Annotated in this window: 20 protein-coding genes and 1 pseudogene; 7 read left to right on the forward strand and 14 right to left on the reverse strand. The window is 66.6% G+C overall.

The window, feature by feature from the left end:
- Positions 1-38 precede the first annotated feature (38 nt).
- Positions 39-1,841 (forward strand): DUF885 domain-containing protein, encoded by a 1,803-nt coding sequence (locus SCH01S_RS09435; protein ID WP_046348692.1) that lies wholly within the window; start codon positions 39-41, stop codon positions 1,839-1,841.
- A gap of 62 nt (positions 1,842-1,903) precedes the next feature.
- The gene (locus tag SCH01S_RS09440; protein ID WP_046348555.1) at positions 1,904-2,149 is read left to right on the forward strand and encodes a glutaredoxin domain-containing protein; all 246 of its coding nucleotides are present in this window, start codon (positions 1,904-1,906) and stop codon (positions 2,147-2,149) included.
- Here the strand turns inward: SCH01S_RS09440 and SCH01S_RS09445 are convergent.
- A pseudogene (locus SCH01S_RS09445) lies at positions 2,146-3,913 on the reverse strand (ABC-F family ATP-binding cassette domain-containing protein). The gene SCH01S_RS09440 and the pseudogene SCH01S_RS09445 sit on opposite strands and share 4 nt — an antisense overlap.
- A gap of 95 nt (positions 3,914-4,008) precedes the next feature.
- Here SCH01S_RS09445 and SCH01S_RS09450 point away from each other — a divergent pair.
- The 4 genes from SCH01S_RS09450 to SCH01S_RS09465 all read left to right on the forward strand — a co-directional run bounded on the left by SCH01S_RS09450 (position 4,009) and on the right by SCH01S_RS09465 (position 8,612).
- Entirely contained in the window at positions 4,009-4,296 is a 288-nt protein-coding gene (locus tag SCH01S_RS09450) for a hypothetical protein (RefSeq protein WP_369385541.1), read from the forward strand.
- Between the two features lie 10 nt (positions 4,297-4,306).
- On the forward strand, positions 4,307-4,972 hold the full coding sequence (locus tag SCH01S_RS09455; protein WP_046348557.1) for a response regulator transcription factor: 666 nt from the start codon (positions 4,307-4,309) through the stop codon (positions 4,970-4,972).
- 172 nt (positions 4,973-5,144) lie between these two features.
- The gene (locus SCH01S_RS09460) at positions 5,145-6,509 is read left to right on the forward strand and encodes a sensor histidine kinase (RefSeq protein ID WP_245612217.1); all 1,365 of its coding nucleotides are present in this window, start codon (positions 5,145-5,147) and stop codon (positions 6,507-6,509) included.
- Positions 6,510-6,587: 78 nt separating this feature from the next.
- Positions 6,588-8,612 (forward strand): M13 family metallopeptidase, encoded by a 2,025-nt coding sequence (locus SCH01S_RS09465; RefSeq protein WP_046348558.1) that lies wholly within the window; start codon positions 6,588-6,590, stop codon positions 8,610-8,612.
- A gap of 153 nt (positions 8,613-8,765) precedes the next feature.
- Here SCH01S_RS09465 and SCH01S_RS09470 read toward each other — a convergent pair whose 3' ends face one another.
- The 8 genes from SCH01S_RS09470 to rimP form a co-directional block, all read right to left on the reverse strand.
- Positions 8,766-9,386, reverse strand: a complete 621-nt coding sequence (locus tag SCH01S_RS09470; RefSeq protein WP_046348559.1) for a glutathione S-transferase family protein — start codon at positions 9,384-9,386, stop codon at positions 8,766-8,768.
- 46 nt (positions 9,387-9,432) lie between these two features.
- Complete coding sequence (locus SCH01S_RS09475; RefSeq protein WP_046348560.1) at positions 9,433-10,296, reverse strand: dienelactone hydrolase family protein; 864 nt, start codon at positions 10,294-10,296, stop codon at positions 9,433-9,435.
- Between the two features lie 18 nt (positions 10,297-10,314).
- Positions 10,315-12,363, reverse strand: a complete 2,049-nt coding sequence (locus SCH01S_RS09480) for an alpha/beta hydrolase family protein (RefSeq protein WP_052733884.1) — start codon at positions 12,361-12,363, stop codon at positions 10,315-10,317.
- Between the two features lie 74 nt (positions 12,364-12,437).
- Complete coding sequence (gene rbfA / locus SCH01S_RS09485) at positions 12,438-12,836, reverse strand: 30S ribosome-binding factor RbfA (RefSeq protein ID WP_046348561.1); 399 nt, start codon at positions 12,834-12,836, stop codon at positions 12,438-12,440.
- A 328-nt stretch (positions 12,837-13,164) separates the two neighbouring features.
- Positions 13,165-15,714 carry a translation initiation factor IF-2 gene (infB, locus tag SCH01S_RS09490; RefSeq protein ID WP_046348562.1) on the reverse strand — a complete coding sequence of 850 codons (2,550 nt, stop codon included), beginning with the start codon at positions 15,712-15,714 and terminating at the stop codon, positions 13,165-13,167.
- Positions 15,707-16,453, reverse strand: a complete 747-nt coding sequence (locus SCH01S_RS09495; RefSeq protein WP_046348695.1) for a DUF448 domain-containing protein — start codon at positions 16,451-16,453, stop codon at positions 15,707-15,709. Before SCH01S_RS09495 ends, infB begins: the two co-directional genes overlap by 8 nt.
- Positions 16,454-16,511: 58 nt before the next feature.
- Positions 16,512-18,110, reverse strand: a complete 1,599-nt coding sequence (gene nusA, locus SCH01S_RS09500; RefSeq protein ID WP_046348563.1) for a transcription termination factor NusA — start codon at positions 18,108-18,110, stop codon at positions 16,512-16,514.
- A 9-nt stretch (positions 18,111-18,119) separates the two neighbouring features.
- A complete protein-coding gene (rimP, locus tag SCH01S_RS09505; protein WP_046348564.1) occupies positions 18,120-18,644 on the reverse strand; it encodes a ribosome maturation protein RimP in 525 nt (174 codons plus the stop codon).
- Positions 18,645-18,838: 194 nt separating this feature from the next.
- On the opposite strand from rimP, the gene SCH01S_RS09510 reads away from it, so the two are divergent.
- Positions 18,839-19,984 carry a PQQ-dependent sugar dehydrogenase gene (locus SCH01S_RS09510; protein WP_046348565.1) on the forward strand — a complete coding sequence of 382 codons (1,146 nt, stop codon included), beginning with the start codon at positions 18,839-18,841 and terminating at the stop codon, positions 19,982-19,984.
- Here the strand turns inward: SCH01S_RS09510 and SCH01S_RS09515 are convergent.
- The 5 genes from SCH01S_RS09515 to trmB form a co-directional block, all read right to left on the reverse strand.
- Positions 19,968-20,444 (reverse strand): hypothetical protein, encoded by a 477-nt coding sequence (locus tag SCH01S_RS09515; RefSeq protein ID WP_046348566.1) that lies wholly within the window; start codon positions 20,442-20,444, stop codon positions 19,968-19,970. The genes SCH01S_RS09510 and SCH01S_RS09515 overlap by 17 nt on opposite strands.
- The gene (locus SCH01S_RS09520; RefSeq protein ID WP_046348567.1) at positions 20,441-21,349 is read right to left on the reverse strand and encodes an MbnB/TglH/ChrH family RiPP precursor modification enzyme; all 909 of its coding nucleotides are present in this window, start codon (positions 21,347-21,349) and stop codon (positions 20,441-20,443) included. The genes SCH01S_RS09515 and SCH01S_RS09520 overlap by 4 nt, the downstream gene beginning before the upstream one ends.
- A 13-nt stretch (positions 21,350-21,362) precedes the next feature.
- Positions 21,363-21,626 (reverse strand): hypothetical protein, encoded by a 264-nt coding sequence (locus tag SCH01S_RS09525; protein WP_046348568.1) that lies wholly within the window; start codon positions 21,624-21,626, stop codon positions 21,363-21,365.
- A 206-nt stretch (positions 21,627-21,832) separates the two neighbouring features.
- On the reverse strand, positions 21,833-22,513 hold the full coding sequence (locus tag SCH01S_RS17180) for a PEPxxWA-CTERM sorting domain-containing protein (RefSeq protein WP_245612218.1): 681 nt from the start codon (positions 22,511-22,513) through the stop codon (positions 21,833-21,835).
- Positions 22,514-22,625: 112 nt separating this feature from the next.
- The gene (trmB, locus tag SCH01S_RS09535; protein WP_046348570.1) at positions 22,626-23,303 is read right to left on the reverse strand and encodes a tRNA (guanosine(46)-N7)-methyltransferase TrmB; all 678 of its coding nucleotides are present in this window, start codon (positions 23,301-23,303) and stop codon (positions 22,626-22,628) included.
- Positions 23,304-23,310: the final 7 nt, after the last annotated feature.

Raw genomic sequence — 23,310 nt, forward strand, 5'->3', positions numbered from 1 at the left:
CGCTAAACCGTAGATCGACAGATAAGCAGAGGATGACCATGGACCGCCGCACGTTTCTGACGACTTCCGGCCTTGCCGTTGCAGGGGCTGCCTTCTCGCCGAGCATCGTTTTCGCCGAGAGCGGCGATGTGGCCTTGAATGCGCTGTTCGAGCGCATTTTCCAGGAGCGCGTCGCGACCTCTCCCGAACTCGCGACCTCGCTTGGGCTCGACAAGGGTCCGCTCGCGGCGCTGAAGGGGCAGCTTTCGCCGGCGACGGCGGCGGAACGGCAGCGGGACCTGCAGCGCACCCAGGTGGCGCTTGCCGCGCTTGCGAAGGTAGACCGCGCCAGCCTGTCGCCTGCAGCGCAGCTCAACCTGGACGTTGTTCGCTATTCGCTCGAGACGCAGACCGTCGCGCCGGGCAAGTTCCAGATCGATTCCGTCCAGCGCCCCTATCCGATCTTCCAGCAAGGCGGCGCCTATTTCAGCATCCCCGATTTCCTGAACACCGCCCACACGATCCGCACGAGCCAGGATTGCGAGGCTTATCTGTCGCGCCTCGACGCCTTCGCGCGGGTGCTCGATGAAGACAGCGAAGAGCAGCGGGTCCAGGCGGCGCGGGGCTTCCTTGCTCCCGGCTGGTCGCTCGATCTGACGCTGGGGCAGATGGGCAAGCTGCGCGGCCAGCCGGCCGAAAGCTCGACGATGGTGCAATCGCTCGTCGATCGGGCGAAGGCGGCCGGGATCGCGGGCGACTGGCAGGCGCGCGCGGCGGCAATCGTGTCCGGCAAAGTCTATCCCGCGCTCGACCGGCAGATTGCGCTGATCAAGCAGCTTCGCCCGACGACGAAGCCGGGCGACGGTGCCTGGCGGCTTCCCGACGGCGAGGCGATCTATGCCGCGGCGCTGCAGCAGGCGACGACCACGACCATGTCGCCCGAGGAGGTGCACCAGCTCGGCCTGGCGCAGGTCGCGGAGATCAGCGCAGAGCTCGACACGATCCTGAAGGGCGCGGGCTACACGCAAGGATCGGTGGGCGCGCGGCTTGCCAAGCTCAACGTCGCGCCCGACCAGGTCTATCCGAACACCGACGAGGGCCGCGCGGCGCTGATTGCCAGCCTCAACGAGCGCGTGAAGGACATGTACACGCGGCTGCCGCGCGCATTTGCGACGCTGCCGACCCAGCCGCTCGAAATCCGCCGCGTGCCGCCGGAAATCCAGGACGGCGCGTCGAACGGCTATTACAATCGCGCCGCACTCGATGGCTCGAGGCCGGCGATCTACTTCATCAACCTGAAGGACACCGGCGATTGGCCGAAATACTCGCTGCCTTCGCTCACCTATCACGAGGGCGTGCCGGGCCATCACCTCCAGATCAGCATCGCGCAGGAATCGAAGGATATCCCGACGCTTCGCAAGCTCGGCTTCTTCTCGGCCTATTCGGAAGGCTGGGCGCTTTATGCCGAGCAGCTGGCGAACGAACTGGACGCCTATCGTTCGCCGCTGGAGCGCGCGGGCTATCTCCAGTCCTTCCTGTTCCGCGCGGCGCGGCTGGTGGTCGACACCGGCATCCACACCAAACGCTGGAGCCGGGAGCAGGCGACCGACTACATGGTTGCGACCACCGGCTTCGCCCGCCCGCGCTCGCAGCGCGAAGTGGAGCGCTATTGCACGCAGATGGGCCAGGCCTGCAGCTACAAGGTCGGCCACATGGCCTGGACCCGCGCCCGCGAGGAAGCGCAGAAGACACTGGGCGACAAATTCGACATCAAGCGCTTCCACGAAGTGCTGAAGGAAGGCGCGATGCCGCTGACGATCCTGGAGCAGCGTATCCGGGAGCGCACCAAGGCGGTCGCCTGATGTGATGGATCGCCTCGCTCCGCCGTTCGTTTGGCCGGGCTCAGCAAGCTTGGAGAGCGCGAATGGCGGAGACGGCGATCCTGTACCGAATGGTCCTGCCCGATCACACCTGCCCGTTCGGCGTGCGTGCGAAAGCCATGCTGGAATCGGCAGGGTTCGATGTTGACGATCGGATCCTGAGGACGCGCGACGAGGTCGAGGCGCTGGAGCAGCAACTCGGCGTCGAGACCACGCCGCAGATATTCATCGATGGCGAGCGCATCGGCGGAAGCGATGCGCTGGAGCGCTATCTGGCATCCGTCGGCTAGCCGAGCGCCTCGACCCGCTCTGCCAATTCGAGCCAGCGCAGCTCGGCCGCGTCCTTCTCCGCTCGCGCCTTGTCGATCGCTCCGGTGAGGGCCGCAAACCGCTTCGGGTCACGGGTGTAGAGATCAGGATCGGCCAGCGCCGCCTCGTCCCGCGCGATCGCCGCCTCGATTTCTTCGATGCGGCCGGGCAGCAGGTCGTAGTCGCGCTGGTCCTTGTAGGAGAGCTTCTTGTTCCCCTCCCGCTCGCGGGAGGGGGGACCGCTTGCGTTCCCAATCCGCATAGCCGCCGGCGATGATGTCGACCTTGCCGGACCCGTCCAGCCCCAGCGTGACCGTCACCGTCCGGTCGAGGAAGTCGCGGTCGTGGCTGACGATCAGCACGGTGCCCTCATAGTCGGCGATGACTTCCTGCAGCAGGTCGAGCGTTTCGAGATCGAGATCGTTGGTGGGCTCGTCGAGCACCAGCAGGTTCGACCGCCGCGCAAACTCGCGCGCAAGAAGCAGCCGCGAGCGCTCGCCGCCCGATAGCGTGCCCACGCGCGCGTCGGCGAGGCCTGGATCGAACAGGAACTCCTTCAGATAGCCCTGGATGTGCTTCTTGGTGCCCCGGACCTCGATCCAGTCGCCGCCGTCCGCCAGTACGTCGCGCACGCGTTTGTCGGGCGCGAGGAGGCTGCGCTGCTGATCGATGACCACGCCGTCGAGCGTCCTGGCGAGCGTGACGGTCCCTTCGTCGGGCGCCAGTTCGCCGGTCAGAAGCTTCAGCAGCGTCGTCTTGCCCGCCCCGTTCGCGCCGACGATGCCGATCCGGTCGCCGCGCTGGATGCGGAGGCTGAAGTCCTTGATGATGGTGCGGAAACCGCCCTCAGTGGATTCCGCCGCGGTGACGGGATAGCGCTTGGTCACGTGCTCGGCCGTGATGACCGACTTGGTGCGCACGTCATCGGCTTCGATGCCGAGCTTGGCGGCGCCTGCGGGGCCCATCATCGCGGCTCGCTGCGCGCGCATCCGGTTCAGCGCCTCCAGCCGCCCCTGGTTGCGCCGCCGCCGCGCGGTGACGCCGCGCTGGAGCCAATGCAGCTCCAGCTTCAGCTTGGCATCGAGCTTTTCGGCCGCGCGCGCTTCCTCGGCATAGATTTTTTCCTGCCAAGCCTCGAACCCGCCAAAGCCGATGTCCGCGCGCCTGAGGCTGCCCCGGTCGAGCCAGAGAGTCTGCCGCGTCAGCCGGGTCAGAAACGTGCGGTCGTGACTGATGACGATGAACGCGCCCGTGTAGCGGTTCAGCCAGCTTTCCAGCCAATCGATCGCCGCCAGGTCGAGATGATTGGTCGGCTCGTCGAGCAGCAGCACTTCGGGCGCCTGCGCCAGCGCGCGGGCGATCGCGGCCCGCCGCCGCTCGCCGCCACTGGCGGTCGCCGCGCCGCGGGACAGATCGAGCCCGATCTGGTCCGCGATCGCTTCGACTTCATGCAGCGCCGGCGCATCCTTGCCCGAGACCGCATAGTCTCGCAGCGTCTCGAATCCGGCGAGGTTCGGCTCCTGCTCCAGCAGCACCACGTTCGTGCCCGGCACGATCGTCCGGCGCCCTTCGTCGGCTTCAATCCGGCCGGCGAGCAGCTTCAGCAGCGTCGTCTTGCCCGCGCCATTGCGGCCGATCAGCGCGAGCCGATCACGCTCGCCGACATAGATATCCAGATCGCGAAACAGCCAGCCGGACCCCTGGACGAGGCCCAGCCCTTCGAAACTCAAAACAGGAGCGGGCATGGCGGCGTCCCTAGCAGCAACCCTGAACCGCCGCCAACGCCTGCATTCATGGGCTATTCAAAGCGTTCCGCCTACGCGCTATGCCCATGTTCCGGATGATGCGTATCGCTTCTGTCGCGCTTGTTGCGCTCGCTCTTGCCGCGCCGGCCACGGCTCAGCGCCACGGCGACCAGTATCGGGCGTATGAGGCGCACCAGTCCGGCCGGGTGCTCTCGTTGCGTGAGATCGAGGATCGGGTGCTGCCGCATATGCGGGGATCAACTTACCTGGGTCCGGAGTTCGACAATGGGGTCTACCGCCTGAAGTTCATGCGGTCGGGTTCGGTGATCTGGGTCGATGTCGATGCCCGCACGGGGGCCGTGATCGGCCGTTCGGGTTTTTGAGGGGACAATAATGCGCGTTTTGATCGTCGAAGACGAACCGAGCCTCGGTGCCCAGCTCCGCAAGACGCTGGAGGGGGCAGGCTATGCGGTCGACCTCGCCACCGACGGCGAGGATGGGCATTTCATGGGAACGACCGAGACTTACGATGTGGTCGTGCTCGATCTGGGCCTGCCCGAGATCGACGGCCTGACCGTCCTCGATCGCTGGCGCAAGGAAGGCAAGGCAATGCCGGTGCTGGTGCTGACGGCGCGGGACAGCTGGTCCGACAAGGTCGCCGGCCTTGACGCGGGCGCCGACGATTATCTCGCCAAGCCGTTTCAGTCCGAAGAGCTGATTGCGCGCCTGCGGGCGCTGATCCGCCGCGCGTCGGGCAATTCCAGCTCCGAGCTGAATGCGGGCGACGTCCGCCTCGACACGCGATCAGGCAAGGTCACGCTTGCCGGCGAGCCGGTCAAGCTGACCGCCCAGGAATATAAGTTGCTCAGCTACCTGATGCACCACAAGGGCAAGGTGGTCAGCCGCACCGAGCTGATCGAGCACATCTACGACCAGGATTTCGATCGCGATTCGAACACCATCGAAGTGTTCGTCACCCGCATCCGCAAGAAGCTGGGCCAGGACGTGATCACCACGATCCGCGGCCTCGGCTACAGCCTCGAAGACCCGAATGGCTGAACGCGCTCCTCCCCGGAACGGGGAGGGGAACCACGCGCAGCGTGGTGGAGGGGTCGCGAGCGCCAGCGAGCCTTACGCCCAACCGACCCCTCCACCGGCTTCGCCGGTCCCCCTCCCCGTTCCGGGGAGGAGCAAGGAGAAGCGCCGCACCACCGGATCGCTGGCACGGCGGATGATCCTGATCGCGGCGGCGTGGATCACGCTGCTGCTGCTGGGCGGCGGGCTTGCGCTCGACCGGGTGCTGTCGAACGCAGTCACGCGCAATTTCGACGATTCGCTGAACTACGTGCTGACCGCGATGGTCGCGTCGGCGGAGATCGGGCCGGCCGGCGAAGTGCTGCTCAATCGGCCCCTCGGCGACCAGCGTTTCCTGGAGCCGAACTCCGGCCTCTATTACCAGATCAGCGGCGGCGGGCTGGAGCCGTTTCGCTCGCGCTCGCTGTGGGACCGGTCGCTGAAAGTTGGCGAGAAGCATAACGACATCGACGTCCACACCTATGACAGCAAGGAATTCGCCGACGAGCCGCTGCGCGTGCTCGAACGCGACGTGATCCTGCCCGGATCGCCGGTGCGGTGGCGCTTTCAGGTCGCGCAGAGCCGCGCCGCGCTCGACGACCAGATCAACGTGCTGCGCCGCACGCTGGTGCGCAGCTTCGCTTTGCTGGGCGTCGGCCTGATCGCGCTGGCGGCGCTGCAGACCTATTACGGACTGCTGCCGCTCAGGAAAGTGCGCAAGGCGATCGCCCGCATGCGATCGGGCGCCGCGACCCGGGTCGACGAACCGCTGCCGAACGAGGTCGCGCCGATGGTCGAGGAGCTGAACGCGCTGCTGGAGCATAACGAGAATCAGGCCGAGGAAGCGCGCCGTCACGCCGGCAACCTCGCCCATGCGCTGAAGACGCCGCTGACCGTGATCATGAACGCCGCAACCGCGGATGCCGCCGACCTGCCGGAGACAGTCTGCCGGGAAGCGAAGACGATGCGGCGCCAGGTCGACCACCACCTCGCCCGCGCGCGGGCGGTCGGGCGGCGCGGCCATGCCCACAGCCGGGCGGAGGTCTGGCCGAGCCTGGAAGCGGTGGAGCGCGCGGTCGGGCGGCTCTACCCCGACGTCCGGATCGACCGCGCCGGCCCCAGGGACTTGTCGGTTCATGTCGAGCGCCAGGACCTGGACGAGCTGCTCGGCAACCTGATCGAGAACGCCGCCAAATATGGCGGCGGCAGCGTGTTCGTGACCGTGTCGGGCGAGGCGGGGTTCGTCGAATTCCTGATCGAGGACGACGGCGCCGGCATCCCCGAGGAAGAGCGCCAGCGCATCTTCGATCGCGGCGCGCGGCTGGATACGTCCAAGCCCGGCACCGGCCTTGGCCTCGCCATCGTCCGCGACGTCGCCGAAATCTATGGCGGGACCGTCGGGCTGGAAGAGAGCGAGGATCTGGGGGGACTGCTGGTCCGGCTGCGCTTGCCGGCCGCCACGGAAGAGCCGGAGGCGGCACGGTCCAGCACTATTCGATCAACGTCGGACAAGCGCCGATGAATGTCGCGGCTGCGCGTTTGCGCGGCCGGGTCAAATCGCTAAGCCTCTGTCATCACTCTTGAGAGTCGGGGAATATTAATGACATCACGCATCCTGCTTGGCGCCGCGGCGCTGGCACTCTCCACGGCTGCGTTCGCAGCCGGCAAGCCGCAGCTCGGCGATTTCGGCTATGACGCGACCGGGATGGACAAGACGGTCGCGCCTGGCGACGACTTCTACAAATACGCGAACGGCAAATGGGACGCGGCGACGCCGATTCCGTCCGACAAATCGAGCTGGGGCGGCTTCGCGATCCTGCGCAACCTGTCGGACGAACGCACCCGCGAAGTGATCCAGCAGGCCGCTGCGGCCAAGGGCGCGCCCGGCAGCAACGGCCAGAAGGTCGGCGACTTCTATGCGAGCTTCATGGATGAAGCCGCGATCGAGGCGAAGGGTCTCTCCCCGATCAAGCCGGAGCTCGACGCAATCGCCGCGCTGAAGACGCCGGCCGAGCTCGCCGCCTGGATGGGCGACGCGAACCGCAGCGGCGTCACCGTCCCGGTCGGCGTGGAGGTCGAGCAGGACCTGAAGGACAACACAAAATACGCTATCTATGTCGGCCAGGGCGGCCTTGGGCTGCCCGACCGCGACTATTATCTCGACGACAGCAACCCGAAGTTCGTGGACGCGCGCGCCAAGTACAAGACGCACATCGCCGCGATGCTGAAGCTTGCCGGGATTGCCGATGCCGACGCGAAGGCGGAGCGCATCTTCGACCTCGAAACCAAGATCGCGAAGACCCACTGGACCCGCGCGCAATCGCGCCAGATCGAGAAGCTCTACAACCCGGTCGCGACCGCCGAGCTGGCGACGAAAATGCCGGGGCTCGATTGGGCCGCCTATCTGAAGGCCGCGGGCGTGGACCAGGCGCAGGTGATCGTTGCGCAGCCGAGCGCCGTCACCGGCACCGCCGCGCTGATCGCATCGGAGCCGCTGTCCGTGTGGCAGGATTACCTGACCTACCACACGCTGTCGAACGCCGCGCCGGTGCTGCCCAAGGCGTTCGTCGCCGAAGACTTTGCGTTCAAGGGAACGACGCTCGCCGGCACACCGGAGTTGAAGGCGCGATGGAAGCGCGCAGTGGACATGGTCAATGGCGGCATGGGCGAGGCCGTCGGCCAGCTCTATGTCGCCAAATACTTCCCGCCGGAAGCCAAGGCGAAGGCCGACCAGCTGGTCAAGAACCTGATCGCGGCGATGGACCTGCGCCTCCAGAAGCTCGAATGGATGGCGCCCGAAACCAAGCGTCAGGCACGCGAGAAGCTCGCCGCCTTCACGCCAAAGATCGGCTATCCGGACAAGTGGCGCGATTATTCGAATCTGGAGATCAAGGCCGGCGATGCCTTCGGCAACGCCGATCGCACGAACCGCTTCGAATATCAACGCAATCTCGACAAGATCGGCAAGCCGGTCGACCGCACCGAATGGGGCATGACCCCGATGACGGTGAATGCCTATGCCAATCCGCTGATGAACGAAGTCGTGTTCCCGGCCGCGATCCTGCAGCCGCCCTTCTTCGATCCGAACGCGGACGATGCCGTCAACTATGGCGGCATCGGCGCCGTGATCGGGCACGAGCTGAGCCACCATTTCGACGACCAGGGCCGCAAGTTCGACAAGACCGGCAAGCTCGCCGACTGGTGGACCGAGCAGGACGCAACCCGATTCAAGACCTATACCGACCGGGTCGTCGCCCAGTATCACGGCTACGAACCGCTGCCGGGCACCCATGTGAACGGTGAGCTGACCTTGGGCGAGAATATGGCCGACCTGGCGGGCCTGAACGTCGCCTATGACGCCTACAAAATCTCGCTGGGCGGCAAGCCTGCCCCGGTGATCGACGGCTGGACGGGCGACCAGCGGTTCTTCCTGGGATACGCCCAGATCTATCGCGCCAAATACCGCGATCCGATCCTGCTGCAGATCCTGACCACCGACCCGCACACGCCGGGCAATTGGCGGCCCTATGTCGTCCGCAACCTGGATGCCTGGTACACCGCTTTCGACGTGAAGCCGGGGAGCAAATATTACCTGGCGCCGGATCAGCGCATCAAGGTTTGGTGACAGGCCGATCCTCTCCCTCAAGGGGAGAGGGTTGACTCGCGCCTGCGGGCGCGAGCGGGGAGAGGGTGATGTGGTACGGCGCCCAGGACCCTCTCCCCGCTCGGCCCCGCAGGGCCGAGTCGCCCTCTCCCCTGAAGGGAGAGGGGAGTCAGTTCACGCCGCCATGGCTTCGTCGTCGATTTCCCGGGCCCTGAGCGCCGCGGGGCGGCTCATGATCCGGCCCAGATACGCGTCGAATCCCGGCCGCTTCTCGATCGTGCCGAACTGCGTGCCCCAGCCGATCTGCGCGCCGAGATAGACATCGACCGCGCTGAACCGGTCGCCCAGGATATAGTCGTTGGCGGTCACCAGCCGCTCCAGCACGTCCGCAACCGCGGCATGGGTGCCGAATCCGGCCATCGCCGCGCGGTCCTCCGGCACTGTCGCGTTCAGCGCCTTGACCAAAGCCGCCGTCTCGACCGGCCCGGCGCCGAAGAACATCCAGCGGTAGAAGGCGCCGCGTTCCGGGCTGCCCGACGGCGGCGCAAGTCCCGCCTCCGGAAACGCGTCGGCCAGATAAGTGCAGATCGCCGCTGCCTCGGTCACGACAACATGGCCGTGCTTGATCGCGGGCACTTTCCCCATCGGGTTGACCGCCAGATATTCGGGCGCCTTCATGGTCGAGCCATAGTCGAGCAGCACCGTCTCATAGGGCGCGCCCACTTCCTCCAGCATCCAGCGTACGATCCGCCCGCGCGACATCGGGTGCGTGTAGAAGGTCAGTTGTTCCGACATGATCGTCCTCCCTCGAATCGAGTGAGAACGTATCAGGAACGAAGGCTCAAGCCAACTTCGTCCTGAAGAATGCCATCGTGCGTTCCCAGGCCAGCTTTGCCGCCGCGGCGTTGTAGCGTTCGGCGGAGGTGTCGTTGTTGAAAGCGTGGTTCGCCCCCGGATATTCGTAGAGCGTGATGTCCTTGTGCGCGGCCTTCAGCGCCGCCACGAACGGCCGCACGGTCGAGGCGACGCGGGCGTCCAGCCCCGGCAAATGGATCATCAGCGGCACCTTCACCCGCGCCGCTTCGGAAGGGTCGGGCGCCGGTCCATAATAGCTCACCGCCGCCGCCAATCCCGGGGCACCCGCGACCGCGACCCGATCCACCATTGCCCCGCCCCAGCAGAAGCCGACGAGTCCCGCCTTGTGCCCGCGCGCGAACCGGCCGAATGCCGATTGCGCGTCCCGAACACTTGCCGCGAGGTCGAGCGCGCCGATCATCTCCCGCGCCTTGTCCTCGTTCGGCGGCGTGCCCCCGACGGGCGCCAGCAAGTCCACCGCGACCGCCTGATACCCGGCCAACGCCACGCGGCGCGCCACGTCGCGGATATGGTCATTCAGTCCGCGATTCTCATGGATCACGACGATCGTCGCCCGGTTGCGCCCGGAGGCAGGCGCGGCGACATAGGCGCTCATCGTCCGCCCCGGCGCGCTGTTCCAGCGATCGGTGCGGGTCTTGAGGCGCTTGTCGTCGGGCGGAACCATCGCCGCCGCCGCGGGCGAGGCGGCAATGCCGGCGATCAGCGCCTCGGCCGCTGCCGCGCTTCCCGCCAGCAGCGTCATCTCGCGAAGGAAGGCGCGGCGGTCCCGGCCTTCATGGGTGTAGACATCGTACAGTTCGATCGCGCGCTGGCGGATACCCTCGTCCATTTCCCTCTCCCTGATGCGTTATTTGCTCCGATACCGATCGAACCAGGCCAGGATCGCCGACGCCTTTTCCGCCGATTGGGACGGCCGCGCCGCGATCGTGCCGTGCGCGGCGCCTGGCACCTTCACGAAGGCCGTCGGTACGCCGCGAAGCTGCAGCGCCGCATAATATTGCTCCGCCTCGCTGTCGGGCGTGCGGTAATCCTCGGACCCGACCACAACCATTGTCGGCGTTTTCACGTTGCCGACCAGCGACAGCGGCGAACGCGCCCAGAAGGACTGGTAATCCTCCCACGGATAGGCGCCGAACCAATAGCGCGAGAAGAAGGCCGGATTGTCGGAGGTCAGCGCAAAGCTGGCCCAGTCGATCACCGGCTTCTGGGTCACTGCCGCCTTGAACCGGTCGGTCTTGCCGACGATCCACGCGGTCAGCACGCCCCCGCCCGATCCGCCGGTCACGAACAGGTTGTTCGGATCGACCGTGCCGCCTGCGATCGCCGCATCCACAGCGCTCATCAGGTCGCCATAATCGTCGCCCGGATATTTGTGGTGGATGAGGTTCGCGAACTCCTCGCCATAAGAGGTGGAGCCGCGCGGATTGACGTACAGCACGGCATAGCCGGCCGCGGCATAGAGCTGGTCGTCGGTCGAGAAGTGCGGGCCATAGGCGGAAAACGGCCCGCCATGGATTTCCAGGATCAGCGGGTATTTGCCGCCCGGCGCGGGCGTGGACGGCGTCACCAGCCAGGCATCGATCTTGCGCCCGTCAGCGGCGGTCACGGCCAGCGGCTGGACGCTCGCCAGCGCCTTCGAGCCGAGCAGATTGTCATTGAGGCTGGTCAGTTTGCGCTCGCCGCCTTTCCAGACTGAGACGTCCGGCGGCCGCTGCGCGGTGCCGCTGGTGAAGGCGACCGCGCCTTCGGGCGAGACGCTGAAAGCGCCGCCGGTATAGGGCCGGTCGATCTCAGAGCCCGCAAGATCGCTGACCAGCGGCGTCATGCGTCCGTCGAGCCCGATGCGCGCCAGCTTGGTCAGGCCATTATCGTCATACTGGACGATCAGGCTGTTGTTGCCGCTCCAACGCGCCTGGCCGATGCTGCGATCGAGGTTGCCGGTCAGCACGCGTGAATTGCGCCCGTCCGGGTCCATCACCGAGAGGCGGGCATTCTGGTAGCCGAGGCTTTTGTCGTCGAAGCCGATATAGGCGATGTGTCGCCCGTCTGGCGACATGACCGGACTGCGATCCGGCCCGCGCCGGTCCGTCAGCGGCGTCACCGTCCCGCTGTCCACGTTCAGCGCATAGACTTCGCTGTCGAGCGGCTGGCGTTCCCAATCCGCCTTGCGGTTGGTGCTGAAATAGAGGGTCTTGCCGTCCGGCGCCCAGCTCAGCGGACCGCCATCGTCGATCTGGCCATAGGTCAGCTGGCGCGGCGCGCCGCCATCCGCCGGCACGACGAAGATATGGTCGTAACCGGGCTTGTTATAGCCGCCCTCATCGGTGCGGTACTGGACGGAGGTGATGACCTCCAGCGGCTTCGCCCATTGCGCGCCCTCGGGCTTCGGTCCGGGCGCCTTGCCGAGCTTGGGCGCGTCCTGCGGCACGCGCATCAGATAGGCGATGCGGCTGCCGTCCGGCGACCAGGCAAGCGCGCTAGGGCTGTCGGGAAGGCCGGTGATCCGCGCCGTCTGCCCGGTCGCCATCCAGCGGACATAGAGCTGCGGCGAGCCGCCGCCATCGCTCGACACATAGGCAAGGCGCTTGCCGTCGGGCGACCAGCGGGGGCTGGTGTGCGATCCCGTGCCCGCGGCGAGCGGCGATTGCGCGCCGGTGCGCGTGTCGATCAGCCAGATCGTCGAGCGCGCGCGATCGATCATGATGTCGTTCGAGCGCCGCACATAGGCAACCTGCGATCCGTCGGGGCTGATCTGCGGATCGCTCGCCCATTCGAGACCGAACAGGTCGCGGCCCTGAAACATCGGGCTCGGGCCTTCGGGCGGCGCCGTGGTGGTCTGGGAAAAAGCAGGGATCGCAAGCGCGAGCAGCGGCAGGAACGCGAACCGGCGGAGCATCAGGCAGCCTCTTTATGTTTTAAGAAGGCTGCACTGTGCGCAGAATCGGTGCCCGTTCAAGGGTTGCGCCGGGATTATTCCTCGCCCGCGTCCAGATCGCGCGCCACCTCGGGCCGGCGCAGGATTGCGTCGATATGGCTCGCCTCGTCGAAACTCTCGTCGGGAAGGAATTTGAGCTGCGCGGAGAATTTGAGATTCACTCGCCGCGCGACCTCGCCACGCAGATACTTCACGTTGCGCTTCAGCGCGTCGATCACGTCCTTCTCGTCCGAACCGAGCAGCGGCTTCACGAACACCGTCGCGTGCCGCAGGTCGGGCGACATCCGCACTTCGGTGACCGACACGCTATGCGACGCGAGCACCGGGTCGTGCACGTCCCCGCGCATCAGGATCTCCGACAGCACATGCCGCACCTGCTCACCGACGCGGAGCAGGCGGACGGACCGGGTTTCAGGAGTGGCGTTGTGGCGCATCTTGTCTCATTAACGTTCAAGGCGTATATCGAACCCGCTACGGTGTCATCTTCGATACACCTTCTTGGGCTCGGGTGCTGTCACACCCGGGCCCAAAACCATATTGGAGCCCGGCACTGTCATACCGGGCTCCTCACCGGGCCTTAGCGGCGCGTCAGCTTGATGATCTCAACCACCAAGCCGAGGATCGCGACCACAAGAGCCGCGACGCCCAGAGCCAGAGCTACGTGTTCATCTTCTATAGAAACCACCTCCTTACGGGCCGCGAGTGGCGGGCCGCAGGAGAGGCGTAGCCGACCAGGCCTGGCCTAGCCAGCTACGCGCTTGATCACAAAGTCCGTTCGCGCAGTTCGACTTCGTACGTTTCGAGATAGTCGCCCGCCTTGATGTCGGTCGTGTTCTCGAACGTGACGCCGCACTCAAGGCCCGCGCGGACTTCGGCCACATCGTCCTTGAAGCGACGCAGTGACGCGATCGCGCCGTTGTAGATAATGACGTCGTTGCGCGTGATGCGGGCGCGCAGGGCCTTGCGGATATAACCCTCGGTGACGAGCAGACCCGCCGCCTTGCCGTGCTTGCCCGCGCTGAACACCTCGCGCACTTCCGCACGGCCGACGACATGCTCGATTGCTTCCGGCCCCAGCTGTCCGGCCATGCCGGCGCGGATCTCATCCGTCAGATTGTAGATCACGTCATAATATTTGAACGCCACGCCGTCGCGCGTCGCGATCTCTCGCGCCTTGGCGTTCGGGCGCACATTGAAGCCGATGATGGGTGCGCGGCTCGCCGAGGCCAGCACCACATCGCTTTCGGTGATGCCGCCGACGGCTGCCGACAGGATGCGCACACGAATGTCCTCGGTGCCGATCTTGTTCAACGCGCCGACGATCGCTTCGACGGAGCCCTGCGTGTCGGCCTTGACCACCACCGGATACTCGATCGCCTGCTTTTCGCGCAGCGCCGAGAACATCGATTCCAGGCTGGCCGGAGCTGCCGTGGTCCGCTTCTGCTGGATCACCCCGGCGCGGTAGGCCGCGACTTCGCGCGCGCGGGCTTCGTTTTCGACCACCGTCAGCGGATCGCCCGCGCCCGGCACGCCGGAGATGCCGAGCACCTCGACCGGCGTGGACGGGCCGGCTTCCTTCACGTTGCGGCCCTTGTCGTCGATCAGGGCGCGGACCTTGCCGCTTTCGGCGCCGACGACGAACACGTCGCCCACGCGCAGCGTGCCGCGACCGACCAGGATCGTCGCGACAGGCCCGCGACCCTTGTCGAGCTTGGCTTCGACCACCGTGCCTTCGGCGTCGCGATCGGGGTTGGCGCGCAGCTCGAGCAGTTCCGCCTGCAGCTGGATCTTCTCGATCAGCGCGTCGAGGTTGGTCTTCTTGAGCGCGGAGACTTCGACGTCCTGCACGTCGCCGCCCATATCCTCCACGATGACTTCGTGCTGCAGCAGCTCCTCGCGGACCTTCTGCGGCTTGGCTTCCGGCTTGTCGATCTTGTTGATCGCGACGATCATCGGCACGCCGGCTGCCTTGGTGTGGTTGATCGCCTCGATCGTCTGGGGACGTAGCCCGTCATCGGCGGCCACAACCAGCACCACGATATCGGTGATGTTGGCACCGCGTGCGCGCATCTCGCTGAACGCTTCGTGGCCCGGCGTGTCGAGGAAGGTGATCTTCGACCCGTCCTTCACCGTCACCTGATACGCGCCGATGTGCTGGGTGATGCCGCCCGCCTCGCCGGTCGCGACGTCGGTGCCGCGCAACGCGTCGAGCAGCGAGGTCTTGCCGTGATCGACATGGCCCATGATCGTGACGACCGGGGGACGCGGCTGCAGCGTCTCGGGGGCGTCGACGTCCTCCGTCGACTGGATGTCGATATCCGATTCCGACACGCGCTTGATGCGATGTCCGAACTCGGTCACGAGCAGTTCGGCCGTGTCCTGGTCGATCGTCTGGGTTAGCGTGACGGGCGAGCCCATTTTGAACAGGGCCTTGACCAGGTCGGCGCCGCGCTCGGCCATGCGGTTGGCGAGCTCGCCGACCGTGATCGCTTCGGGCACCACGACGTCGCGGACCTGCTTGGCCTGGGGCTGGCCATAGCCCGACATGTGCGCGCGACGCTCCTTCTCCCGCGCGCGCTTCAGCGCGGCGAGCGAACGGGCGCGCGCGCCCTCGTCGTCCGACAAGGCACGGGTGACGGTCAGCTTGCCCGACTGGCGGCGGTCGTCGCCGCCGCGCGGACCCGGACGGGCCGGACGGGCCGGCGGCTCGGGACGGCGCGGGGCCTGCACCGGCGTGAAGCGACGCGGAGCCGGAGCCGGCGATGCGGCGCGCTCTTCGGGCTTGGCCTCGGCGGCGGGTTCCTCGACCGGCGCGGCAGGCGCTTCCTGCGCGCGGCGGGCTTCTTCTTCGGCCTGCTGGCGGGCAGCTTCCTCGGCGCGGCGATTTTCTTCGGCGCGACGGCGTTCCTCTTCGGTCGCCTGGGTCCGTGCCTGTTCTTCGCGGCGGCGCGTCTCTTCGAGCGCAGCCATGCGCGCTTCTTCGGCCTCGCGGAGCAGGCGCTCCTGCTGCTCGCGACGCTCCAGCGGCGTCATCGGCCGGTTGCTCTCCGGAGCGGGCGCCGGGCGCTGAGGAGCCGCGGGCGCCGGAGCCGGCGCGGCGGGCGCCTTCGCGACCTCAGGCTCCGGCGTCGGCGTCGCATCCGCTTCGCCCGGGCGGCCGAGCACGCGCCGGCGCTTCACCTCGACGACGACGGTGTTCGATCGGCCGTGGCTGAAGCTCTGCTTGACCTTGCCGGTCTCGACCGTGCGCTTCAGGCCCAGCGGCGCGCGCGCGCCCAGCTTCGGCTTTTCCTTGTTGTCGATATCACTCATGAACCGTCGTCAGTCCTTCATTCGCAGCAGTCGCCGCCGCGTCCGGAGACGCAGCAGCGGCGATTGAACCTTGCGGACGTGTTTCGCAAGGCCGTTCGCCTGACCCAAATCCGATAAACCTGTGCCAGCGGGAGAGCGCCTCACCCACTCGCCGGGCGGCGCCCTGGTCGGTCACCGCGACATGTACCACGTTCTCGCGACCCAGGGCAGACGACAATATGGTGCGCGGAGCGGCAATTACGAGCCCTTTCAGGTCGCTGCCTTCCGCGTCATTGCCGACGCGCAGCGCCTGGTCGAGCTTGCGGTTGCCGTCCTCGCCCGCATCGGCCGCGTGAAGCAGCAGCGCGGCCTTGCCCGTCCGCGCGGCCGCATCGATCCGCTCGCCGCCGGTGACGATCGTGCCGGCCCGCGCCTCCAGCCCCAGCCGATCGAGCGCGGCGCGCTCAAGCTGCTTCTCGATCTGGTCGGCCAGATCGGCGGCAACCGTCAGGTCGCGCCGCCGAAACGCGCGAAACAGCGCGGACTTCAGCTTGCCGCTATCCAGCGCGCGCTGCAGCGCGTCGCGGTCGACGCCGATCCAGGCCCCCCGCCCCGGCGCCTTTGCGCGGACGTCGGGCAGCACCTCGCCCTCGGGCGACAGCACGAGACGGATCAGCGCAGCGCGATCGGTCTTGCCGCCGGTCAGCACGCATTTGCGTTCGGGGCCATCCTTATCCGGCTTGGCGGGCCGGGTCGGCATGGCCGCCTTGACCCGCTCCTCAGCCGCAGACGGATGCTTCAGCCTGAGCTTCGGCCGTTCATTGGGAGGATTCCGCAACAGCGTCCTCCTCGAACCAATGGGCGCGTGCGGCCATGATGATCTCGTTGCCCTGCTCTTCGCTCAGACCGTAATCCGCGAGGATCCCGCCCTTGTCTTCCGGACGCTTCGGCGCATCCTCGTTGCGGCGGCGCGGCTCGACGCGCTTCTTAGCGACCAGCTCATCGGTGGCAAGGTCCGCCAGATCGTCGAGCGTCTTGATGCCGGCTTTGCCGAGCGTGACCAGCATCGCTTCGGTCATGTACGGCATCGTCGCGAGTTCGTCGGAGACGCCCAGCGACCGCCGCTCGGCGCGCGCCGCTTCCTCGCGACGCTCCAGCGCTTCCTGGGCGCGGCTCTGCAGCTCGGCAGCGAGCTCCTCGTCGAAACCCTCGATCGAGGCGATCTCGTCCTGCTCGATGTAAGCCACTTCCTCGAGGCTGGTGAAGCCTTCCGCGACCAACAGCTGCGACAGCGTCTCGTCCACGTCGAGCTCGGTCTGGAACGTTTCCGAACGCTCGGCGAACTCGCGCTGGCGCTTTTCGGAGGCGTCGGTCTCGGTCAGGATGTCGATCGCCTTGCCGGTGAGCTGGCTGGCCAGGCGAACATTCTGGCCGCGGCGGCCGATCGCAAGGCTCAGCTGGTCATCGGGCACGACCACCTCGATCCGGTCCTCTTCCTCGTCGATGACCACGCGGCTGACGTTCGCCGGCTGCAGCGCGTTCACGACGAAGGTCGCGGTGTCGGGCGACCAGGGAATGATGTCGATCTTCTCGCCCTGCATTTCCTGGACGACCGCCTGGACGCGGCTGCCCTTCATGCCGACGCAGGCGCCGACCGGATCGATCGAGCTGTCGCGGCTGATCACGCCGATCTTGGCGCGGCTGCCCGGATCGCGGGCGGCGGCCTGGATGGTGATGATGCCGTCGTAGATTTCCGGCACTTCCTGCGCGAACAGCTTCTTCATGAAGTCCGGATGCGCGCGGCTGAGGAAGATCTGCGGCCCGCGATTCTCGCGGATCACGCGCAGGATCAGCGCGCGGATGCGATCGCCGACGCGGACGACTTCGCGCGGGATCTGCGCATCGCGGCGGATCACGCCCTCGGCGCGGCCCAGGTCGACGACGATGTGGCCGAACTCGACGCGCTTGACGACGCCAGTGATGATCTCGCCGACGCGGTCCTTGAACTCTTCGAACTGGCGCTCGCGCTCGGCTTCGCGGACCTTCTGGAAGATGATCTGCTTGGATGCCTGGGCCTGGATGCGGCCGAACTCGATCGGCGGCAGCGGATCGACGATATAGTCGCCGATCTTCGCGCCTTTCTGCAGCCGCTGCGCATCGGCGACCGAAACCTGCTTGTAGAGATCATCGACCTGCTCGACGACTTCGACGACGCGCCACAGGCGCAGGTCGCCGTTCGCCGGATCGAGCTTGGCGCGGATCTCCATCTCGGCGCCGTAGCGGTTCTTCGCCGCGCGCTGGATTGCGTCTTCCATCGCCTCGATGACGATACCCCGGTCGATCAGCTTCTCGCGAGCGACCGAGTCCGCGATCGCGATCAATTCGGCCTTGTTGGCGGAAACGGCTGAGGTGGCCATAATCGTGTCTTACCCTTCCACGTGAACTTTATCCGCGCCCTCGGCGGATAGCGGCGCGGTGGCCGCGATGAGCTTGTCGGTGAGCGTCAGCTTGGCGCTCGCAATCGCGGAGAACGGGACGGTCATGGCCTTGAAGCCGTTGACGTCGATCGCGACCACGTCGCCCTGAACGCCTTCCAGCGTGCCGGTCAGCTGCTTGCGGCCTTCGATCGGCTCCGCAAGCTTGATCCGCGCCTCGTGTCCTTTCCAGTCCTCGAAATCCTTGAGCCGGGTCAGCGGCCGGTCGATGCCGGGCGAGCTGACTTCCAGCCGATAGGCATCCTTGATCGGATCCTTTTCGTCGAGCATGTCGGACAGGCGGCGCGACAGATCGGCGCAATCGTCGATCGTCAGCTGCCGTGTGTCGGGCCGCTCGGCCATCACCTGGAGCGTCGGATCGGATGCGCCGCCGATCATCTGCACGCGCACGAGATCGAAGCCGAGCGCTGCCGCCTCGGGTTCGATCAATCGCGTCAGAGCGGCGATATCTGCCAACCGGGTTCTCCGAAATGCATGACCGTTCCGTGCCGGCGCCGCAGGGCACCAGCCTCAACTCCGTTACCGATGTCGAGGAAACAGTGGCGATATAGACCCGCAGCCCCGGACTCACAAGGGGCGATTGGCGGGTGCAAGTGGGGTGACTTGAACCGCGGGGCCGCTAGGCTGTTAGTCGTTCGAGGAGCCCGTCGATGCGCATTTCGCTGTTCAGTGCCACCCTTCTGCTTGCCGTATCCGGATGCGGGTCGCCCGGCGCTGCCGTCGAGAACCACGCCGCGTCGGGGCAGGCGGAGCAGCCATCGGCGTCCGGACGCCCGTTCGACATCGCCGTCGAGGGCCGGTTCAATCGCCCGTTCGCCATGGCGTTCCTGCCCGACGGGCGATTGCTGGTGACCGAAAAGCCGGGCGTGCTGAAGCTGTGGGCGCCCGGCGGCAAGACGGTCGAAGTCGGGGGCGTGCCGAAAGTCGCGGTCGTCAATCAGGGCGGATTGCTCGACGTCGCGCTGTCGCCGAAATTCGCACAGGACCACTTCGTCTACCTGACCTATTCGGAGCCGCGGCCGAACGGCAGCAGCCTGGCAATGGCGCGGGGCAAGCTGGTCGAGAATGGCGGCAGCCCCCACCTCGATGGCATGCGCGTCATCTGGCGGCAGGGATCGGACGGCAGCGGCGGCCAGTTCGGCGCGGTGATCGCCTTTTCGCCCGACGGCAAATATCTGTTCCTGACCTCCGGCGAGCGGCAGCGGAAGACGCCGGCGCAGGACCCGGACCAGAAACTCGGCAAAATCCTCCGCCTTTATCCCGACGGCTCCGTCCCGCCGTTCAATCCGATTCCCGGCCAGGGCGCGCGCGCCGAGACCTGGAGCACCGGCCACCGCAATCCCTACGGCCTCGCCTTCGCTGCCGACGGGCGGCTGTGGGAGACGGAAATGGGGCCCAAGGGCGGCGACGAGCTCAACATGATTCTGCCGGGCCGCAATTACGGCTGGCCGGTCGTATCGAACGGCGACAATTACGACGGCTCGCCGATCCCGGATCATCATCCGGGCGACGGGTTCGAGCCGCCGAAGCTCTACTGGAACCCGTCGATCTCGCCGGGCGGCTTCATGATCTATTCGGGATCGCTGTTCCCGCGCTGGCACGGCTCTGGCTTCATCGCCGCGCTTTCGGGTCAGGCGCTGATCCGGGTGACGCTGAACGGCGACAAGGCCGCCAAGGCCGACCAGTGGGACATGGGCGCGCGCATCCGCGACGTCGCCCAGGGGCCGCAGGGAACGGTATGGCTGCTGGAGGACGGCGAAAACGCGCGGCTGCTGAAGCTCACGCCGGCGGCATAGCCCGCGCGGCAGCGAACGCGTCCTCGCCGGCGCGCGCGCCCGTCGCCGCCAACCGGTCGCGCACTTTCGCATGCTCGCGCGAGAGCGCATCGCGCGCGGCCGGCGGCACATCCTCTCTCTCGACGAGAAAACTGCAGAACCGCTCCGCCTCGACCAGGAAATGCACGTTGGTCGTGGGCTCCGCGTACCAATAGGCCGACACCAGGCGGTTCAGGTTGTCGCCCAGAGCCGTGCAGAGCTCAGGACAATTGAGCGCGATCGGCGCCAGCCGGTTGGCCCGGTAGATCATGCAGTTCGCCTCCATGCCGTCGCTCGCGACGATCTCACCCAGCCGCGCCTGCTCGAGCGGCGTCAGGACATAGAGCTGCGCGAGCAGGTCCGGGTCGCGTCGGCCGGCACGGCACAGCGCCGGAGACGCGGTGAGATCGGTCAGCGCGCGCTGGAATTGGGCGAGCGTCATGCGAGTTCCGCCCCAACTTCGCGCCCGGACGCGATGTCGTCGGCGACCTCTTGCATCTTCTCCAGCTCGGCGATCACGCCGGCCGCGCCGATCCGCTTGTGGTAGGATTCGTGATATTCGAACGTGATCGCCGACAGGTTGGGAAAGCACGGCCCCCATTCCGCCAGCCAGTCCCAGACCACGGCGGGGCTGCGCCGGGAATGCGAGTCCGTATAATGGCCGCGCAACTTATCCCCGCCGGCGATATGCACCTCGATCACGATCTCCGGATCCAGGGCATCCAGATAGGCTGGGGCCGACCAGTTGAGGTTGCGCATGTTCGCGTAGAGATTGTGCAGGTCGAGCAGCATCTTGCACCCGGTCTGCGCGTGCAGCCGGTTCATGAATTCGGGCTCGCTCATTTCGGGCGATGGAACGGCGGAAAAGATGGTGCCGTTCTCAAGCGCGACCGGCACGCCCAGGACCGCCTGGAGCAGCTCCACCTTCCGCCCCACGATCTCCAGCAATTCCGCATCGTGGACCACCGGCAGTCCCATCCCGGCCTGCGCATTGGGCACCGCGCCGCCGGGCGCAAGGAACATGCTCAGATGCTCGCTGTACCAGCGATAGCCGAAATGCCGGTGCGACGCGGCGACTTCGTCCAGCAACTCTTCGTCGATCGGCATCGCGCTTGGCAGCGACAGGCCGATGCCGTGGCCGATCACGGCGTGACGTTCGGCATAACGGCCAAGCTGCGCGATGGCCGCATGGGCGTGCGAAAAGCGGTGCTCCGCGCCCGTGCCGAAATCGTACCAGAGCCGGTCGGGAATGACCTCGACATGGTCGACGAGCGTGCCGGCCGCGTCGAGCACGGCCGGCACCGCCGGGTTATAGAGCAACCCGACCGACGGCTTGGCCGAAGCCACGCCGGACCTCCTTCTAATGCCCGAGCTGCACGTCGAGCACGCGATCGAATTGCTGTTCCCAGATCACGTCGATGGTGCCGGAAAGGCACGCGCAGCCGGTCAGGTCCTTGATGACGTCGTTGATCAGCACCGTGTCGATCCGGGCGATTTCATCCGGGGTCAGCTTGCCGGGATGAGAGACCCGGACCGCACGGTGATCGCCCTTCGCGCCGAGCGAAATCTGCGCGGTCCGCCCGAGATGGGTCGTCTTTTGCGTTGCGGTCAGGATGGGTTCCATGACGTCGTTCCTCTGCCAACCCCCGCAGGGGTTCGACAGCCGTCATCCGGTGCCGAAACGAGCACTCTCATCCGCCTGCGCTTTGGCTGTCCCAACGGGCGCAGGGGTAAGCGACTCCGCTCATCCGCTTATATCAGGAATGATCGATTCCCGACACGCCGATACGCAGTGTTCGGTCGCTTAACCCTGGCCCCGGATCGCGCGGATCAGGCGAGCACGGCCGCCTGCCGCCGGCGCCGCGCCGCCGCACCGGCCAGCCCGAAGCCGCCGATCATCAGCGCCCAGCTCGCCGGTTCCGGAACGCCCTGCGGCGGCACGGAGTCGAAGCGGAGATTGTCGGCCACGCCCAGCCGATTGAGGCCGAAGCCGGCAAGCCCGCTGCCCGGCGCAAACCCATAATCGTAGCTGTAGGTGAGCGTGTTGCCGTTCGCGAGGATCGACAGCGTGGCGATCGTGCCGGTGACGCTGGCGTCGATCGAGGCGGTCCGGAAGCCGAAGCCGAGCGCATTGAACGGCCCGTTCAGGTCGTTGTTGCCGGTATCGAAGCCATAGCGATCGAAGAAGCCGTCGCCGTCATTGTCCTGGATCTTGATGAAATAGCTGTGCGCCGACCCGTAGCCGAGGGTCAGCGCGACATAGCTGCCAGAGTCGAAGCCGCGCAGCGACGCATCGACGCCGACATTGCTGGAGCTGGAGCCGTTATAGGTCGCCAGCGACACGAAATTGGTCGTAGTCGCCTTGTTGCCGCTGATCCGGAAATTGCCGTTCTGGACCGTATAATTGTAGCCGATCGTCAGCGCGTCGGCGCGGTTGAAATCGTCGACCAGGTTCGCCTGCGCCGCACCCGTGCAAAGCAACGCCGCCGCCGCGGCCATCAATATACGCATTGTCTTTCACCCCATCTCTTGTCGTTCGGCTTTTGCCGGATGGGGCGGTTAGCGGCGCGTTGACCAAACGAAACGATCGGTCGACGGACCCGGCGCGGCGCGCGACGAAAAGTCAGCGGCGCAAGTAGCGGAAATACCAGACTTCGTGCCCCTTGCGCCGGGCCTTCGCCTCGTAGCGCGTCTGCGGCCAGTCGGCGGGGCGCTCCAGGAAATCGGCGGCCGTCTGCGCCTGCCATTCGAAATCGCGGCGCTGGTTCATCACCATCATCGACCAGCGGCAATAGACCGGGTCGTCGGTGCCGAGCCTGAACTCGGCGCCCGGTTTCAGCTTCGCCGCGATCAGGTCGAGCGGGCCGTGATTGACCATCCGCCGCTTCGCATGCCGCGCCTTGGGCCAGGGATCGGGGTGGAGCAGGTAGAGCCGCTCCAGCGAGGCGTCCGGCAATCGTTCCAGCACGTCCAGCGCATCGCCCATATGCACGCGGACATTGTCGAGCTCGCGATCGTCGATCTTGGCGAGTGCGCCGACCACGCCGTTCAGGAACGGCTCGCAGCCGATGAACCCATGCTCCGGCCGCGCCTCCGCCTGCGCTGCCAGATGCTCGCCCGCGCCGAAGCCGATCTCGAACTCCAGCGGCCGGTCGTCGCCGAACAGGGTGGGCGCGTCCAGCAGACCCTCAGGCACGCTCACCTTCGGCAACAGCTCGCCAAACAGCTCTTCCTGCCCGGCGCGGAGCTTGTGCCCCTTGGCGCGGCCGTAGAGGCGGCGGATCGTCAGTGGATCGGTCATGCGGGGC

The organism is Sphingomonas changbaiensis NBRC 104936, from assembly GCF_000974765.1.
Taxonomy (GTDB): Bacteria; Pseudomonadota; Alphaproteobacteria; order Sphingomonadales; family Sphingomonadaceae; genus Sphingomonas_B; species Sphingomonas_B changbaiensis.